The sequence below is a fragment of the Chlorobiota bacterium genome (assembly GCA_016710285.1).
GTDB lineage: Bacteria > Bacteroidota > Ignavibacteria > OLB7 > OLB7 > OLB7.
On sequence record JADJXR010000001.1, the window covers coordinates 2,512,039 to 2,528,496 of the forward strand.

15 protein-coding genes are annotated in these 16,458 nt (G+C 58.9%); 13 read left to right on the forward strand and 2 right to left on the reverse strand.

Going from position 1 to position 16,458, the window contains the following annotated elements; all coding sequences use genetic code 11:
• Nucleotides 1-49: 49 nt before the first annotated feature.
• On the forward strand, nucleotides 50-1,036 hold the full coding sequence (locus IPM61_09035; protein MBK8911456.1) for a malate dehydrogenase: 987 nt from the start codon (nucleotides 50-52) through the stop codon (nucleotides 1,034-1,036).
• An 85-nt stretch (nucleotides 1,037-1,121) separates the two neighbouring features.
• On the opposite strand, the gene IPM61_09040 is transcribed toward IPM61_09035, so the two are convergent.
• Nucleotides 1,122-3,953, reverse strand: a complete 2,832-nt coding sequence (locus IPM61_09040) for an OmpA family protein (protein MBK8911457.1) — start codon at nucleotides 3,951-3,953, stop codon at nucleotides 1,122-1,124.
• A 508-nt stretch (nucleotides 3,954-4,461) separates the two neighbouring features.
• Here IPM61_09040 and IPM61_09045 point away from each other — a divergent pair.
• The 3 genes from IPM61_09045 (at nucleotide 4,462) to IPM61_09055 (ending at nucleotide 6,463) form a co-directional block, all read left to right on the forward strand.
• Nucleotides 4,462-5,208 carry a Rieske 2Fe-2S domain-containing protein gene (locus tag IPM61_09045; protein ID MBK8911458.1) on the forward strand — a complete coding sequence of 249 codons (747 nt, stop codon included), beginning with the start codon at nucleotides 4,462-4,464 and terminating at the stop codon, nucleotides 5,206-5,208.
• Nucleotides 5,209-5,352: 144 nt separating this feature from the next.
• Nucleotides 5,353-5,895, forward strand: a complete 543-nt coding sequence (locus tag IPM61_09050) for a gamma carbonic anhydrase family protein (GenBank protein ID MBK8911459.1) — start codon at nucleotides 5,353-5,355, stop codon at nucleotides 5,893-5,895.
• 142 nt (nucleotides 5,896-6,037) lie between these two features.
• Nucleotides 6,038-6,463 (forward strand): DUF1232 domain-containing protein, encoded by a 426-nt coding sequence (locus IPM61_09055; GenBank protein MBK8911460.1) that lies wholly within the window; start codon nucleotides 6,038-6,040, stop codon nucleotides 6,461-6,463.
• Nucleotides 6,464-6,613: 150 nt separating this feature from the next.
• Here the strand turns inward: IPM61_09055 and IPM61_09060 are convergent, their stop codons facing one another.
• The gene (locus IPM61_09060) at nucleotides 6,614-7,774 is read right to left on the reverse strand and encodes a 4-phosphoerythronate dehydrogenase (protein ID MBK8911461.1); all 1,161 of its coding nucleotides are present in this window, start codon (nucleotides 7,772-7,774) and stop codon (nucleotides 6,614-6,616) included.
• A gap of 193 nt (nucleotides 7,775-7,967) precedes the next feature.
• On the opposite strand from IPM61_09060, the gene IPM61_09065 reads away from it, so the two are divergent.
• The 9 genes from IPM61_09065 (at nucleotide 7,968) to IPM61_09105 (ending at nucleotide 16,053) form a co-directional block, all read left to right on the forward strand.
• On the forward strand, nucleotides 7,968-8,831 hold the full coding sequence (locus tag IPM61_09065) for a saccharopine dehydrogenase NADP-binding domain-containing protein (GenBank protein ID MBK8911462.1): 864 nt from the start codon (nucleotides 7,968-7,970) through the stop codon (nucleotides 8,829-8,831).
• On the forward strand, nucleotides 8,824-9,069 hold the full coding sequence (locus IPM61_09070; protein MBK8911463.1) for a hypothetical protein: 246 nt from the start codon (nucleotides 8,824-8,826) through the stop codon (nucleotides 9,067-9,069). The genes IPM61_09065 and IPM61_09070 overlap by 8 nt, the downstream gene beginning before the upstream one ends.
• A gap of 6 nt (nucleotides 9,070-9,075) precedes the next feature.
• A complete protein-coding gene (locus IPM61_09075; GenBank protein ID MBK8911464.1) occupies nucleotides 9,076-9,375 on the forward strand; it encodes a hypothetical protein in 300 nt (99 codons plus the stop codon).
• Between the two features lie 226 nt (nucleotides 9,376-9,601).
• Nucleotides 9,602-11,044 (forward strand): hypothetical protein, encoded by a 1,443-nt coding sequence (locus IPM61_09080; protein MBK8911465.1) that lies wholly within the window; start codon nucleotides 9,602-9,604, stop codon nucleotides 11,042-11,044.
• Between the two features lie 98 nt (nucleotides 11,045-11,142).
• Nucleotides 11,143-11,412: an acylphosphatase gene (locus IPM61_09085; GenBank protein ID MBK8911466.1), complete on the forward strand. Its 270-nt coding sequence runs from the start codon at nucleotides 11,143-11,145 to the stop codon at nucleotides 11,410-11,412.
• 76 nt (nucleotides 11,413-11,488) lie between these two features.
• Nucleotides 11,489-12,508 (forward strand): NAD-dependent epimerase/dehydratase family protein, encoded by a 1,020-nt coding sequence (locus tag IPM61_09090; GenBank protein MBK8911467.1) that lies wholly within the window; start codon nucleotides 11,489-11,491, stop codon nucleotides 12,506-12,508.
• Between the two features lie 221 nt (nucleotides 12,509-12,729).
• Nucleotides 12,730-12,960, forward strand: coding sequence for a DUF2795 domain-containing protein (locus IPM61_09095; GenBank protein MBK8911468.1), 231 nt, complete (start codon nucleotides 12,730-12,732; stop codon nucleotides 12,958-12,960).
• 263 nt (nucleotides 12,961-13,223) lie between these two features.
• Complete coding sequence (locus IPM61_09100) at nucleotides 13,224-15,638, forward strand: BamA/TamA family outer membrane protein (GenBank protein MBK8911469.1); 2,415 nt, start codon at nucleotides 13,224-13,226, stop codon at nucleotides 15,636-15,638.
• An 82-nt stretch (nucleotides 15,639-15,720) separates the two neighbouring features.
• Nucleotides 15,721-16,053, forward strand: coding sequence for a zinc ribbon domain-containing protein (locus tag IPM61_09105; protein MBK8911470.1), 333 nt, complete (start codon nucleotides 15,721-15,723; stop codon nucleotides 16,051-16,053).
• Nucleotides 16,054-16,458: the final 405 nt, after the last annotated feature.

Consider the following 16,458-nt stretch of genomic DNA (forward strand, 5'->3'; position numbering starts at 1 on the left):
CACTTCTGCAAGCAACCTATCAATCAATCTCACATTGGACAATCCACACATGAAGAAGCACGTTCGAGTTGCCGTCACCGGTGCCGCCGGCCAGATTGGCTACGCCTTGTTGTTCCGCATTGCCTCCGGCGCAGTGTTCGGCCCAGATACCGAAGTTTCGCTGAATCTTATCGAGCTTCCGCAAGCCATGAACGCCCTGAAAGGGGTGGTGATGGAGCTTGACGACTGCGCCTTCCCGCTGCTGCGCGACGTTGTGCAAACCAGCGACCTGAACGCCGGGTTCAAGGATATTAACTGGGCGTTGCTGGTTGGTGCGGTCCCGCGCAAAGCCGGAATGGAACGGAACGACCTGCTGAACATCAACGGCGGAATCTTCACCGGCCAGGGCCGCGCAATTAACGACAACGCCGCAAGCGATGCCCGCGTGCTGGTTGTTGGCAACCCCTGCAACACCAACGCCTGGATTGCCATGAAGAGCGCCCCCGATATGCCGCAGGATCGCTTTTTTGCCATGACCCGCCTGGACCAAAACCGCGCCATGACACAGCTTGCGCAGAAATCAGGCCGCCCGGTAAGTGAGGTGGCGAACCTTGCAATCTGGGGGAACCATAGCTCGACACAGTACCCCGATTTCTATAACGCCACCATCGGCGGCGCGCCGGCAACGGAGGCAATCACCGACCATGAGTGGCTGCAGGGTGAGTTCATCAGCACGGTGCAGAAGCGGGGCGCGGCAATCATCGAGGCACGCGGGCTTAGCTCGGCAGCATCGGCCGCCAATGCCGCGATTGACACGGTGGTCTCGCTTATCAACCCAACCCCTGCGGGGAACTGGCACTCGGTGGCCGTTGCCAGCACCGGCCAGTATGGCACGCCGGAAGGGCTGATGGTTGGATTCCCAATCCGCACTAACGCCGATGGAACGTGGCAAGTGGTGGAAGGGGTGCAGCACAACGATTGGGCGCAAGGGAAATTCATGGCATCAATACAAGAGCTGGTGGAAGAACGCAACGCAGTGAAAGGCCTGGTGGAGTAAGCCAACAGCGAAGAGAAGGAGCAGATAAAGAGCGGCCCGCCAATCTGGCGGGCCGTTCTGTTCTGGTCAGAAGCGTCCAGATCTTCTACCTCACAATCCTAAACTCCACCCTTCGGTTCAAGGCGCGCCCTTCTTCGCTGTCGTTGCTGGCGATTGGCTCGGTTTCGCCGTACCCTCGCGAGCTTAGCCGGCGGCGGTCAATGCCTTGCGTTGCCAGGTAATCCACCACCGATTTTGCGCGGCGGTCCGAAAGGTTCAGGTTGTAGGCATCGTTCCCTTGCGCGTCGGTGTGCGCGCCAATCTCAATCCGCACCGTCAGGTTCTCGCGCAGGAACTTCACAAGCCTGTCAAGCTCGGTCATGCTTTCCGGTTTCAGGTCGGCTTTGTCGTAGTCGAACAGCACGTTCCGCAGCACAAACGGCGTGGTGTCGGTGGCGCTGAAGGCGCGGGTGACGCGAAGATTCTTCACCACCTTCGACCCCGCTTCAACGTCGCGTGCGTCGAACGCTTCGGTGAATCCGTCGTAGCCGGTGGCCAATGGCGTAAGCCGGTAGTTCATTCCCGGGGTGATCTCGGTCTCGTAGTATCCTCCGGCATCGGTCCGCAGCGTGGCAATCTCCTTCCCGATTGCTGCATCTTCAACCTTCACGCTTCCCGCCACAACTTTCCCGTTCTCGTCAAAAATTCTTCCCGATAGCAGGGTGGCCAATCGCTCCATCACAAAATCCCGCACCACGGTGTCGCCGGGCTTGATCTTGCTTAGGTCAATATCGCCACTTGCCGGACGGAATCGGTCGGCGTTTAGGCGGGCCGATAGCTTCACCGGTTCATCAATGGTAAGCTGGTAGCTGCCATCGTTTTGCGCGGCGTTGACATCGGCGTAGCGACGTCCGGTGGCATCGGTCAGCAGAAGCTCGGCAGCAACGGGCCGCCCGGTTTTTGCTTCGGTGATGCGTCCGCGAAGCACTGCCGGAACCGCTGGCGCAACCTCCTCCTGCTTCAGCTTTGATTCATACACCAGCTTGTAAGTGGTGGTGATGTCGGTCCCGATCTCATCAAGGATGGAGTTGAAGGGGCTTTGGATGTCGTACTCACGCCCCAGGGTTAGCCGGGTGGTGATGGCGTTGTTATTGCGGCAGGCGTTCTGGATGGAGTATAGCCGCGCCCCTTTGTCCCACAGCATCTCCGTCAGGTCCGACTCCGTCAGCCGTGAGTTGTCCTGCATCACCCAGTCGTCGGTAATCATCACCAGCACCCGCTGGGCATCGGGGCGGAACCGCATGCTGGCGGCTTCGCGAATGGCAAGGGAGCTGATCTCATCCCCCCCGATTGCGTCGGCTTGGTCGGCAAACTCGCGGAAGCGGTTAAGGTTGCTGGTGGGGTGAAGCGTGTCGTAGATTTTCGAGCCGTACAGCACGCCGCCAATCCGGTAATCGGCCCCGCGAGCCTCCATCGTCTTCACGAAACTTTGGACGTTGTTCCGCACCGCATCAATCTCATCCCCCATGCTTCCGGAGCAATCAATCATCAGCACAATATCCACCGGAACGCTGAGCGTGGCATCGGTTGGCTGGACCGAGACGATGCGGATGGAGCTGTCGCGGAATCGGAAATCGTTGATCCCCAACCCGGGGACGTTCCGCCCGTTGGCATCGGCCACTTGCATGATTACCGAGACCATCGGGAACGCGCTGTTGTCCACGCTTTGCACGCCGATGGAGTACCCTTGCTTGGAGACAATCGCCAGCGAGTCGCCACTTTTCAGTTCGCGGCTGCCGGTTTGCTGGCGCAGGTAGTACTGGTTGGCAATCGCGCTGAACATCTGGTTTTCGTTGGGGGATATCTGCTCCAATTTCTGCGCAAGCCGCAGGTAATCGTTGCTGGAGCGGCGCAGCTCGTTCATAATGGCAGCGGGGGTGGCAAACCGGGGGTCGCCGCCGGCAACGCACGATTTCACAAGGGCATCGGCCGATGGTCCGGCATCGGTGGTGGCGGTGAGGTACTCCAGCCCTGCCGGGGAGTAAGGATTTTCTGGCTCCCAACGGTTGGCCACTGGGCCATCGTAGCCGCTGCTGCTTGTGCGCGAGGTGTTGGAGTAGCGTGCAAACAGGTTGGCCCCGGTGTATGCGTCGGTTCCGTCAATGTCCCAATCGGTCAGCGCGCCCACGGCAAGGCGGTTGGGGATTAGCTCCACGCCAATCCGCAGGTCCTTGTTGCTAAGGCTGTAGGTGGCGCTAAGGGCTACGCCTCCATCGGAGAAATTCAGACCGGCGGAGAGCTGTGTGTTCCATGAGGATTTCCCGCCAACGGTGTCGTCAGGGTTGTTCAGCGCAAGCATACCAAAGTGCCCAACTTCGCCAACAAACATTCCATCAAGCCCCAGCCGGACGCTTCGCCCGCCGGCAGCTGCAAGGTTGTAGAGCGAGGCACCAACGATAAAATCCTCCGCAGCAAGCCAGGTTCCCGACAGGGTGTATTCGGCATCTTTCAGCAGCTCACTGCCGGGAATATCCTGCATCCGTGCGGAAATGCCCAGATTGATTTCGTCATCTATCGGCAGGCCAAAGCCGACGTAGTACGATTGGTGGTCGGTGGTGTCGCCACCAATCGTGCCACTTGTTCCCAGGGCGATTGGACCAACCTTACCGTAGATCCCAAAAGGGATTTTGGAAAGCTCGAACTTCCTATCCAGCCCAAACCCAGCAAGGAAATCGTAGGAGCGGAAGCTGGTGACAACCCCCAGCATTGCCGGGTTCCAGCCGACGGCGGTGGCATCGTTTGCCAGGGCGTAGCGGCGGTTGGTGAGTTGCTCCGGGGTGGCTGGCGGAGCGGGTTGGGCGTACAGGGTGGGCACCGCCGCGGCAAGCAACAAGCAAGCAAACAGCAGAACCGAGGTAACAGCGGAACGAATCGGCATGGCAAATGAGGGAGTTGTGAGTATGAACAATCTGCGGAACGCAGAGAGGAACGTAGCAATGACGTGCAATTATACAACGGCAACATCAATTGATCCCTTACGGGTGATTCCCGCCAAGTTGCACACGGCCCCGGGGAACCAGACCCCGCGCCGCGCCACTAAGCCGCACGGATTACCCAACCAGTTACGCCAACCCCGCCCCGATCCCCCGTTACGCTGTTTATGATTGATAGATCAATCAACAAACCAGATGGAAAGCCAGCAAGAAGCCAGCCCCCCCCCAAGCATGGGGTGTTGTCAATAGCTGTTGAAACAAGAAACCGAAATCTGTGTTATTGTCCGGTGCACACGGCTTCATGAAAACGCGGTACTGCTACCGATCCCATGATCCGTGCTACCTGCTAACAGAACAACCACGGTAGTTTTGCCAAGGGGAGGGGGCAGCCCCTTACTCAGCTACCTAATCCAACCATTTCAACATACTCACGATTTTTCAGCAACCATACCAATGGAGCAACAGAAGACACTATCTCGCCGGGGATTCCTTGCCCGCGCAATGGCCGCAACGGTGTTTGCCACGGTTGGCGGAAACGAAGTATTGGGAAGAATCGTCCCCAAGCTGAACCACAACGCCACCAGCGGGTTGTTCGCTGTTAGTCTTGAGGAGTTCACGGCATTGCAGCAGGTGGATGGCTCGGTACGGATTGCGATCACCGGGCTGAACCATAAAGTGCTGGTGACCCGAATCTCCGAAACGGAGTTCACCGCTGTGTCGGAAGTTTGCACCCATTCCGGCTGTGCCGTTGGCGATTATGATGTGAAGAACAAACGATTCCAGTGCCCTTGCCATGGCTCCCGTTTTGCCGCCGACGGCAGCGTGCTTCGCGGCCCCGCGCCGCGGGCGTTGGACAGCTACCCGGTGACGTTCGACGCTGCAACAGCAACCGTGCATCTAGAGATTGAGGGGATAGCCGCCGCCCCAGGCGAACAGGAAACGGGGGCGTACATGGCCGCAGTGGTTATCGCCAACGGCGCGGCAACCATCCGCTACGGGCTTGCTTCGCCGGCGCGTGTGGCCATCAGCATCTGGACCGTTGCGGGGGAGAAAGTGATGATGCCGGTGGAGGAAGTGCAAGAAGCAGGGGCCCACACCGCGGTGGTTCCGGTCGGGGAGCTGCCGCCGGGCCAGTATCTGTGCCGCATCCAAACCTCCGATGGGTTTTCCGCCACCGAAAAATTTGTGGTGATCCGGTAAGAACGAAGGGCAGAAACGTTTTTTGGATAGATTGCCAGCCGCTTGCAACACGCTGCCGTTGCAAGCGGCTGGTGCGTTACGGCAGCGGCCAGCCAGCTCCAGCATTGTTATCACGCGACCGGCAACCAACACCAAGTTCCAGCTATGCCCAACCGTTCTGACATCACGGTTATTCCGTTCGAGGGGGTTGCCCCGAAGATCCATCCAACGGTGTTCATTGCCCCCGGGGCGCGGATTGTGGGGGATGTGGAGATTGGGGAGGATTCCTCCGTTTGGTTCAATGTGGTGATTCGGGGGGATGTTCATTTTATCCGCATTGGCCAGCGAACCAATATCCAGGACTTGACGATGTGCCACGTCACCAACCAGCGATTCCCCCTGGTGGTTGGCAACGACGTAACCGTTGGCCACAGTGCGGTGCTTCATGGAACCACAATCGGCGACCGCGTGTTAATTGGGATGGGGGCAAAGGTGCTGGATAACTCCGTCGTGGAAAGCGACGCGTTAATTGCCGCAGGAGCGGTGGTGCGCGAAGGCTTCCGGGTCCCGCAGGGGACGCTGGCGGCGGGCGTTCCGGCAAAAATTATCAGGGAATTGAGCGACCAAGAACGCGCCTACGTGGCGAAAGGGGCCGGCAATTATATCAGCTATGTTGCCCGCTTCAGGGCCGATGGGAATGATTGGTGATGGATTGATGATGGAACAGCCCGCTGCCTTGATAGGTCTTATCATCACCCCTTATTCACACACACACGCATGAAGTAACCGCAGGCTAAAGACCTGCGGCTACCCCGTGCCCCATGCACACACAACCGACGCGACCGACACCATGGCTAACAACGGATTGCATTCTGCTGGCTACATGAAAGAACGATTGATGAAGGATGCCGAGCGAATCACCGAGCAGGATTACGAGCGACTCCGCCACACGCTTCCGGAAAAAATGAACTCCCCGGACCTTCGCGAACTCCAAGGGGCATCGAAATGGATTGGCGCGATGCTGGAGCGGGTGGCGTTGTTGTACGAAATGATCCGCGACCGCGAGTTCAACGTCAGCACAAGGACCAAAGCGTTGGTTGGCGCGGGGCTTCTCTACTTTGTTCTCCCGTCGGACATCGTCCCGGATTTCCTTCCCGGCATTGGCTATCTTGATGATGCCTTGATCCTTACCACGCTCTGGAATCTGGTCCGCTCGGAAATCGAAAGCTATGCCGATTTCCGCCGCCGCAAAGCCAACGCGTTGCAGCATATCTAAGCCACGTTTTCTCTGCTATTTCATGGAGACTGCTTCGGCCCAAATCTGCCCGTTCTGTTCGCGCCCAACGGTGCTGGTGTGGGTGCATGGGCATGGCCAATGCCAGCACTGCCACATCACCATTGATGAATGCTGCCGTGGGGAATGCTCTCAGCCCACCGGCAACCCAAGCACCGTAAACCCCAGCGCGGCAAGCAGCGCGGCGGTGGCTGCGTCGGCGGGAGGGGCAACGGTGAACGCGGGGAACTCCCTTCTGGCGCGGTAGCCTTTGCGAAGCGCGTCGAACCCGCTGCGGCGTTGGTCGGCATCAAGGTTCAGCAAAGCGCGGATGTTCGCGTCGTCGGTGCGGATGTTGAAGGCCTTCCGCACGCAGTGCTCCACCGCATCCAGCCCAACAAGCCCTTCGGGAATCGCGATTGCTTCGGCCACCGGCGGCAGGTGTTCCTCCATTCTCCAGCGATTTTCCTTCCCCACAAATGCTCCCAACGCGTTGGCCATCATCTCCGTTCCCCGCAGCTTCCCCTCAAGTGAGTATCCGGCAATGTGGGGGGTGATAAGGGTTGCGTTCGTTGCCAAGTCAATCGGGATTTCCGGCTCCCCTTCCCAAACATCAACAATCGCCTTGAAGACTCCGTTCCGTAGTCCGGCAATCAATTCCGGTAACTCCACCACTCCCCCGCGCGAGGTGTTGATAAGCGTGCTTCTAGGTTTTAGCATTCGTAGCCGGGCGGCATTCAACAAGTGCGCCGTGGGGTGGGCCCCCTGCGTCACCAGCGGGACGTGAAGGGTGGCGGCATCGCAATCCAACGCCTGCTGCAACGTGGTTGCGGGGAAGCCATCGTGCTGGCTTCGTGGGGGATCGTGTGGCACCACGCGCAGCCCCAGCGCGGTTGCCATGCTGGCCACAAGGCTGCCAATCCTTCCCACGCCGATAACGCCAATCGTTCCGCCGGGGATTGCAAGGGTTCCTAACCGCCGCAGTTCCATCAGCGTGGCAACCAGATATTCGGCAACCGAGCGGGAGTTGCAGCCGGCGGCATCGGCAACGGCAATCCCTTGCTGGCGCAGCCAACCGTGGGCCAGATGCTCGGTGCCGATGGTGGCGGTCCCAACAAACCGGACCGGGGTTCCATCCAGCAACTGGCTGTTGACGTGCGTTACCGAGCGGACCACCAGCGCGCCGGCCCGTTCCAAATCGCGGCGGCAGATCTGGCGACCCGGAACCAGCCGCACCGTGCCGAACTGGCCAAAGGCTTCGCGGGCAAAAGGGATATTTTCGTCGGCAACGATCTCCATATTCGGGTTGTTCAATGGTTGGTTCTTCGGGGAAAAAATTCATCGGCAATCTACGCCCCCTTGCCCACTGGCCAAACGATAAACCTATGTACTTTTGCAGCCATTCTTATCCTGTACCGGGCTGGCCGGCGGATGAATACGCAAAGAAGAAAGGAAAGAAGGTCCGGCTGCCGTCCACTGCCCAGCGTCACACACACACGCTCTGCTCATGCGAACAACACACAACACACGACTATTTGGATTTCTGTGCCATCCAATCGGGGAAGAGCTGATCCATGAGATGTTCTCGTGGGGGGCCGAGATCACCGATGCGGACGCTGCCTGCTTGCAGTTCGATGCCCAGGCAAAGGATATGCGTGCGGTAATCGCCGGGCTTCACGCGCTGAAAGCCACGGGGGTGTATCTAACCGGACGGCTGCGGACCTCGGCCACAGGGATTGCCGATTACCTTTCCGACGAAGCGCACGGGACCGGGGTGACGAACGTCATCACCTTCGAGAACGACCGCACCACCGGGCACAACACGGAAGCGCAGGCGATTATCTCCGTGCTGGAACCATACCACCAGACGTTTGCTCGCGGAAGCGCGGTGGTTCTGGGTGGGGGGGCAATGGCCCGTTCGGTGATGTACGCCCTGGTGCGGCATTTCCGGATGAAGAACATCGCTATTGCGGATCGGACGTTGCAGCAGGCGCAGTTGCTGCGCCAGACTTTCAGCGAAATGGCAAGCCCCAGCGCACGAATCGAGGCGCACGAGCTGTTCCCCCCCGACATCGCGCAGCTTCTTGCCGAGGCTCGCTTGATCGTCAACACCACCCCAATCGGCACCGTGGCCAGCCTTGACCAATCGCCGATCACCGTCCCGGATATTTTCCACAATCGCCAAGTGGTGATGGATGTGAATTTTGGCCCGGCCATCACCCGTATGCTGGCCGAAGCCGCCGCCAGCGGATCCACGATTATCAGCGGGGCCGAGGTGCTGATCCGCCAAGTTGCCCAAGCCTACGAACTTCTAACCCACTCCGAATTCCCCACCGACCGCATCCGAGCAATGCTGGTGGCGCATGAGTGAGCAACGTGGAGAGGGCACAGAAAAAGGCAAGGAACGCAGAAATGCGGGGGATGCATCCATCGCAATCATTATCGCAATCATTGCCGACCACTACCCTGCGGGACCGATCCCAGCTCCCCAACCCCTTCTCAATCACCTTTTACAAAAGAATCGTTCCGTTTGCTTGGCCGAAGCGATCCCCTTGTTTACCTTTGCTCCCTTGAAAAACAGCACAGAAACCCGAATATCAGATTCATAAACAACTATGCCGAAAGTCATTCTGTTGGTGAACGTTGAGCTGAAGCCTGGCAAGCGCGAGTCCTATCTTGCTGCCACCAGCCGCTTGCGCGAGCATTTCAAAACGGTGGATTCCTTGACGTACACCGTGTACGAGAACGAAAGCCGCGACAGCGATTCGTTCACGGAGACCTTCACCTTCCCCTCCTACGTGGAGTACGAAGCCTTCGACGACCGCGACGACGATGCCGCCAACGAGCTGTTTGCCGAGATCATCAGCATGGGCAAACAGTCGCCACGATACACCACACTGGTGGAAGTGGAGTAATCCACGCGGCATCGTTTGCTGCCGCCCCGTTTTTTTTCCCGCGACCGCCCGGCCATTCTTGCCCGGGCGGTCGTTGTTTTTCTATCTGTGGCTATCTTCGCCGCCGCTTGTATCATCTGGGGCGTGATAGGCTTCCATGCTGCTCTGTCCAACCCGGGTTGTTCGGCAGAAGGGGAAGGTGGTGTCTGCGGATTTGGTGGCACACAAACGAATTTTGCTATCTGGCATGAAAATCCCTCAAAGAGTTCTGCACTGCGGTGCAACGGCATTGGCAATGTTCTTCTGCTGCGTGCCGGCTGCCATGCCGCAGGATCGCTTGGATGTTCCTGGCATGGGGATGGGGCGCGCCTCCGTTTCCATCACCCGCGGGCTGAACAGCATTTACTCCAACCCAGGATTGCTGGATGCCCCCCCGCTGCTTCCCACCCAACTGAATCAGCCGCTGACGTTCTCCATCTACACCGGCGGCGGAACGATTGGGGCAACCTACCTGAGCGGCGATGAGTTCCGAACCATCTTCGCCCAAAAACCGGAAGGCTACACCAAGGAGGATCGCGAGCGGGTTGGGCAGCTTCTGCAGGACGAACGCCTGTACGCAAACGCCGCCATCAACCTGATTGCCATTCGCTACCGCACCGAGAGCGGGGGGACCTGGGCGTTCCACCACGGGCACAGGGTGTTTGCGCGGATGAATTTCCCAGAATCGTTCTCCGAAATCGTGGCAACCAGCAACATCACCGGGCGCGATTACACCTTTATCAATCGTGGAATCGGTGGCGATTGGCTTACGGAGTTTGGGCTTTCCTACGGCAAGATGTTGGAAGGAAACGGCGCGTGGTTCCCACGGGTGGGCATTGGCGCAACCGCAAAGCTGATTCAAGGAGTGGCGCATTTTGAGGTGGCCGAGAACAGCATTATCACCATCCAGCAAGTGGTAATCGGTGGTGCCGGTGGGTACAACATCAAGGGGGGATATCAGTTCCGCTCAGCAAGCCCCAATGGATTCAACCCCGCCGAAGCGATCACCACACTCTTCACGGGATTATTCCCCGCCACCGCCGGAACCGGTTTTGGGTTCGATCTTGGCGTTGGCGGCACGCTCTACTCCGTTGCCGGAACGGGGCAATCAAAGGAACGCCGCGATGCCGTTTTTTTTGGAATGACCCTGCAAGATGTTGGATCCGTCAACTGGAACACCGAGACGTTGGTGCGGTCGGCAGTTGGGATCAACGACACGCTGGGGAGCGGAAATCTTGACAACAATCAGTTCCGCCGCTACGAGGGGAAGTTGGCGGCGGTCCCTGCCTACTCCACTTCCTTCCCGACCGTTTTCCGCGCAGGTGTTGGGGTGGATATGCAGGCGTTCATCCCAGAAATGGATAATCGGATGATCCTGAACATCGAGGGGGAAGCTCCATTGAACGATCCCCCAGGAAGCGCGGACCGCGGGCGGTTTGCCGTTGGTGGGGAGTATGGGATCAATGATTGGCTGACGGTTCGCACGGGGTTTAGCGGGTTTGGGATCAACGGGTTCGGGTGGGGGATTGGCGCAACCGTCCGCCCTACCGAGTGGCTGACGTTCGAGGCCGGAAGCAGCGAGTTCGAAGGGCTGTTCGGCAACGAGCGGGTGGACGCTGCGGCGCGGCTTTCGATTGGGTGGGGCTGGTAGCGTTCGCTGGGTTGGCAGGTGCTGGATGGATTGATGCCGGGTGCGCACCACGAATTGTTATTTGGCGTTCGGCACGGTTCCCTTCCATATTTGCGGCCATGACAACACGCCGCTACGTTGTTTCGGGGGTGGTGCAGGGGGTGGGGTTCCGCTGGTTTGTTCGCAGCGTTGCCGATGCCTTTGGCATCACCGGCACCGTGCAGAACCTGCCCGATGGAAGCGTGGAAATTATTGCCACCGGGGCCCAGGACCAGCACCAATCATTCCGTGAGCAAGTGGAGATTGGCCCGGCTTCCGCGCGGGTTGATCGGGTTGCTATCCAGCCGATAGAACTTCGGCGGTTTGGCGATTTTCGGGTGATCCGCTAACCAGCGGGGCGTGCTCCGTAGTGGCTCCCTCTCTTCTCCTTTTTCCCAAATCACACAGTTCAGAATCACAGCTCAGATGATCCGCAAACCTGTTCTTCTTATCACCGGGGCCGGTGGCGAAATTGGCCACGGGCTTATCCAACGTATCGCTGCCGAAGGAACCTACGGTATCCTTGCGCTGGACCTTCGCCCCATCGAGCCGGAGTTGGCGGCGATGTGCGAGGATATGATCGTTGGCAACATCCTTGACACCAACCTGCTGGAGCAGATCGCCAGCAAGTATGAGGTTGCCGGAATCTTCCACCTTGCGGCGATGCTTTCAACGCGGGGAGAGTTTATCCCGGAAGTGGCCCACGAAGTGAACGTGCAGGGGACCCTGAACCTGCTGAAATTTGCTGTTGGCGAGTCGCGCAATGCCGGGGCGAATGTGAAGTTCCTGTTCCCAAGCTCCATTGCCGTGTATGGCTTGCCGGATGTGGCAACCAAGGATGCGGCGGGGAAGATCAACGAAGGAGAATTCCTTACGCCAACCACGATGTACGGCGTGAACAAATTAGCGTGCGAGCATCTGGGCCGTTACTACAACTTCCATTACCGCCAGCTTGCTGCCGACCGTGACCATTTCCATGTTGACTTCCGTTCGCTGCGGTTCCCAGGGTTGATTAGCGCGTTCACCGTCCCTTCCGGCGGAACCAGCGATTATGCGCCGGAGATGCTGCACGCTGCGGCAAAAGGGGAGGCCTACCACTGCTTTGCCCGCCCCGATACCCGCATCCCGTTTATGGCCATGCCGGACGCGATTGACGCGCTGATGCAGCTGTTCAACGCCCCGGCGGAATCGCTTTCCACCAATGTTTACAACGTGGGGAGCTTTGCGCCATCGGCCGACGAGGTGCGGACCATGACGCTGCAAGCGTTCCCCAACGCCCAGATTGGATACGCAGCCGACCACAAGCGGCAAGGAATTCTGGACACATGGCCCGCCGATGTTGACGACACGTTGGCCCGCCGCGATTGGGGATGGGCACCCGCCTACGATGCCGAACGTTCCTTCAGCGAGTATCTAATTCCGAACATCGCCAAGCGGTATCAGTAGCCGAAAAAATTCCCGAAGGAATCGGGGCGAAAAAAGTTCTTGCGTAAACGCGGTGGCCGATTATATTCGCGCCCCAAACGGCGGCGGAAACAAGGAACATTGTTGGCAGCACGGAATCCACGCACGAATCTGCGCAGCCCACAACGGCAAATTCCGCAGCGCGACCGCTGCCTTCGTTGATAGAATCATCGAACCTACTACCCATATTTGGAGGACGATCCATGCTTTGGACCCCTGAACTTGCCGCGTGGCTGGAAGACGCGCCGTGGCCAGCAACCAAGGAAGAACTGCTGGACTACGCAAACCGCACCGGAGCTCCGTTCCAGGTGATTGAAAATCTTCAAGAACTGAGCGATGACGAAGAGGAAGTGTTCGACAGCATCGAGGACATCTGGCCGGAAGCTGCCAACCATGACACGATGTTCTTTGATGAAGACAACGAGGAGTATTAACTCTGTCGCGGTTTGCCGACGCTCCGGCGAAGTTGATGGAGGCTTGAACGCCCCATTGGCAGCGGCGGTGGCTTGGTGAATCGTTTCGGTTTGAAGATCATCTCTCGGGGAAGCTGTGTCTGTGCCTGCCGGCCACGCCGCTTCCCCGTTCTGTTGGCGGCGTTCTTTTTTTTTGGGGGGGGATCGGTGCCATTTCTGCGTCCCCCTGTTGCCCACGATTCAATGATGCCTGCTCCTTTCGATTGCAGCTGTTGAAGATACCCATGACCATCCGCCATTGCGCCCTGATTGTTGCGCTGCTGCTGTTCAGCAGAAGCGGGGGCATGGCCCAAACCCCAGGCACGCCGCCGCGCAGCCCGGTTGCCAGCGCAGTTCGCCCTGTTGTTGTTGCGATTGAGTTCGTTGGCAATGCCTCGATCACCCCCGCCGAGCTGCTGTACAACATGGAATCCAAGCCCACCAGCAACTCCAGCCTGCAGCGGTTTTTCGACGCTTATGCAAAGTTGATGAAGGCCAACCGCCGGTTTGCCCCTCGGTATCGGGTGATGCTGGAGCAGTTGGTGGATAGCTTGCGCGGGAACATCCGCTACTACAACTCCGCCCGTGCGGCATCGGACACCGCCGTAATCTTGCGGGTCTATCAGAATCGCGGATTCCACGATGCCCGCGTCACATGGGGAATCCGAACCGATAGCGGCAACACCAAAGTGGCGATTCGATACCTGATTGATGAAGGGAAACGCTACGCTATCCAGGGGGTTGGGTGGCTTGGAATGAACCTGGACACGCTTCCCAGCGAGGTGCGCCAGCAGCTGCTTGATCGGCAGTTTGCTAAAGATGGCGAGCCGTTTGCCGTCGAGCTTGTCAATGCCGAGCGCGACCGCGCTGTCCGTATCCTTCGCGATCATGGCTTCCCGTTTGCGCTGGGCCAGGGGGTGACGGTTATCACCCGCCGCGACACCGCTGCCGGGCGTTTTACCGACTCGCTGCTGCTGCAAGTCTATTGCGGACGGCGATACCGTTTTGGAACCACCAGCCACCGCTCCGACTCCTCGCACGATGGGACACCCGTGGATCGCAGCCTGGTGCTGGGGCAAGTGGAGTATAAACCGGGGGACTGGTACAGCGACCGTGCCCTGGAACAAACCCGAGCCAACCTGAACGCGCTTGGCGTGTTCGACCGCGTCCGCATTGACCGCGTTACCCACGGCGACAGCTCCGACTTGGTAGATATCACCTTTGCCACCCAGCTCCGCCCACAATGGAACACCGAGGGCGCGGTGGAGGTGGCTGCTGAAAAACGGGTGCAAGGTTGGCGGATATTGCTGGGTCTTAGCGGAAGCCTTGCCAAAACTAACTGGCTGGGTCGCGCCGAACGCTTCTCGCTGGGAGGGCGCGTTGCGTGGCGGCCCGCCGAAGGGGGGAGATTAGAGTGGGAAGGGAATTTGGGGGGGCATATCCCATCGTTCGGCTCCTCCCGAATCGGGCTTTCCGCCTCGGTTAGCTACAGCGATCTTGTGGAAGCAAAATGGGTGGACCGCAACGACGTTGAAGGGGTGCTTCGCGACCGCCGTGTGCGCGTGGTGGGCGAGGCGGTGTATCGCTTCCCTGTGTATACTTTTTTCAGCAACGCCCAGTTCTTCCTGAACTTTCAGTACAACCAATACTCCGGCGTGGGCGGCTATATCAGCGATGCCACCGTCAACAAAACCGGGGCGGGGCTGGTGAACTACGATTGTGCGTTCGAGGTTCTGGAACCGGACCGGCTGGAGCAACTGTATGGGGCCATCGAGAACGCCATGCGAAGCTCCATCTATCGCCTTCAGGTGTTGCAGGGGGACGACATCAACCTGCTGGTGGGGCGCGACACCGTTGCACGCCAGCAATTCAACGACTTAAAGCGCACGTATATCGGCGGCGTAACGCTGCTGCACGACACCCGGAACAACTTCTTCCAGCCCAACAGTGGCGATTTTTTGAACACACGGCTTGAGCTTGGCCTGACCGGAGCGTTCAACGGCGGGTTCGGAAAACTAGAGTTCGATTACCGCTACCACACCCCCTCCGGCTTCCGCTCCAGCTGGGCGTTCCGGGGTCATGCGGGGTGGATTGTGCAGTTCGGTGAGTTCCCGCTGACTCCTGTCAACAGCCGATTTACCGCTGGCGGGGCCAACAGCATCCGGGGCTGGGGGGTGCGGGACCTTCTGGTGACGGCTCCGGCCCAGCTGGCCAGCTTCCTTGATAGCATTGTTGGGGAGTGCGCGGTCCCGATTTTACGGGAGATTGACCAGGAAAGCCGCAGGCTTCAGGGGGGATTGGGGGTGATTGAACTCAGTGCCGAGTACCGCAGCTGGCTGTTCGATCTGCCAACATCCTCCACGCTGAACCAGCAGCTGAACCAGCTTCAGTTCATGGGGTATTTGGATATTGGGAACGCCTACTTTCGGGATTACACCACCGATAGCTCACTGGTAAATTTGGGGAGCATCGTGGAAAATTTGGCGGGGTCGGTGGGTATGGGGCTTGGGTACTCCACCCCATTTGGCCCGATTCGGGTGGGGTTCGGCTACAAATTCTACGACCCCGTGGACCGCATCGGCCCAACCCGCTGGTTCTGGAACCGCCCGCTAACCCTGGGCGATGTTTCCTGGCATCTTGCAATTGGCCATGCGTTCTAACCAGCCATTCCACGATTGGGGGAACCTGAGCGCAACCACTCTCCATTCTCCATTGTTGCTAACCTAACCATAGTTCAAAGCCATGCCAACATACGACTACCAATGCGCTACGTGCGGCAAGCGATTCGAGTACTTTCAGTCCATCACCTCCAGCCCGCTAACCCGTTGCACCGCCGAAACCTGCGTTCGCGACGACGGCGGGGCAAAAGGGGAGGGTGAGCTTCGCCGATTGGTGAGCGGCGGGGCGGGGCTGGTGTTCAAGGGGGAAGGATTCTACCTGACCGATTACGCCCGCAAAGAGCAGAAAGGTGGGGGGAAAAGTGAGGCAGGAAAAGGGGAGTCGGGCGGAAGCACGGGGAAAGGGGGAAGCGGCGGAACATCGGCAGCAGCATCGGGAACTTCCGCTGCGGAGTAGCCAGCAGCAGCATCGTTCTGCCCTGCATCATCGGCCCACATTCAGGGGTGATGCAGGGCAGATATTTTCTTCCCCGCTTACATTTCGCGAAAGAATACCCCCTGTTTTTGGCCCTCCCACGTTTGGAATCGGCATTGGGGGGAGCCTATATTTGCAGGCTCTGAAACCAACAGTTCTGCGAAACGCACAGGTCGCGCCCAGCAAACTCTCTGCTCACATCATTGCGGAGAAAGTGGCGGGGACTCCACGGAAACATCAGGACTTCGGGCGACAGTTCGGGCACAATGCCCGGCGGGTGTTCCCAACCGGGGGCCTTCTTGAAGCCAGTTTCCGCATCGTGAGCCTTTGCACAAGGCAGCGCACAACAAACTCGACACACCGCACCGTCGGGGCGCCCAGCATCTG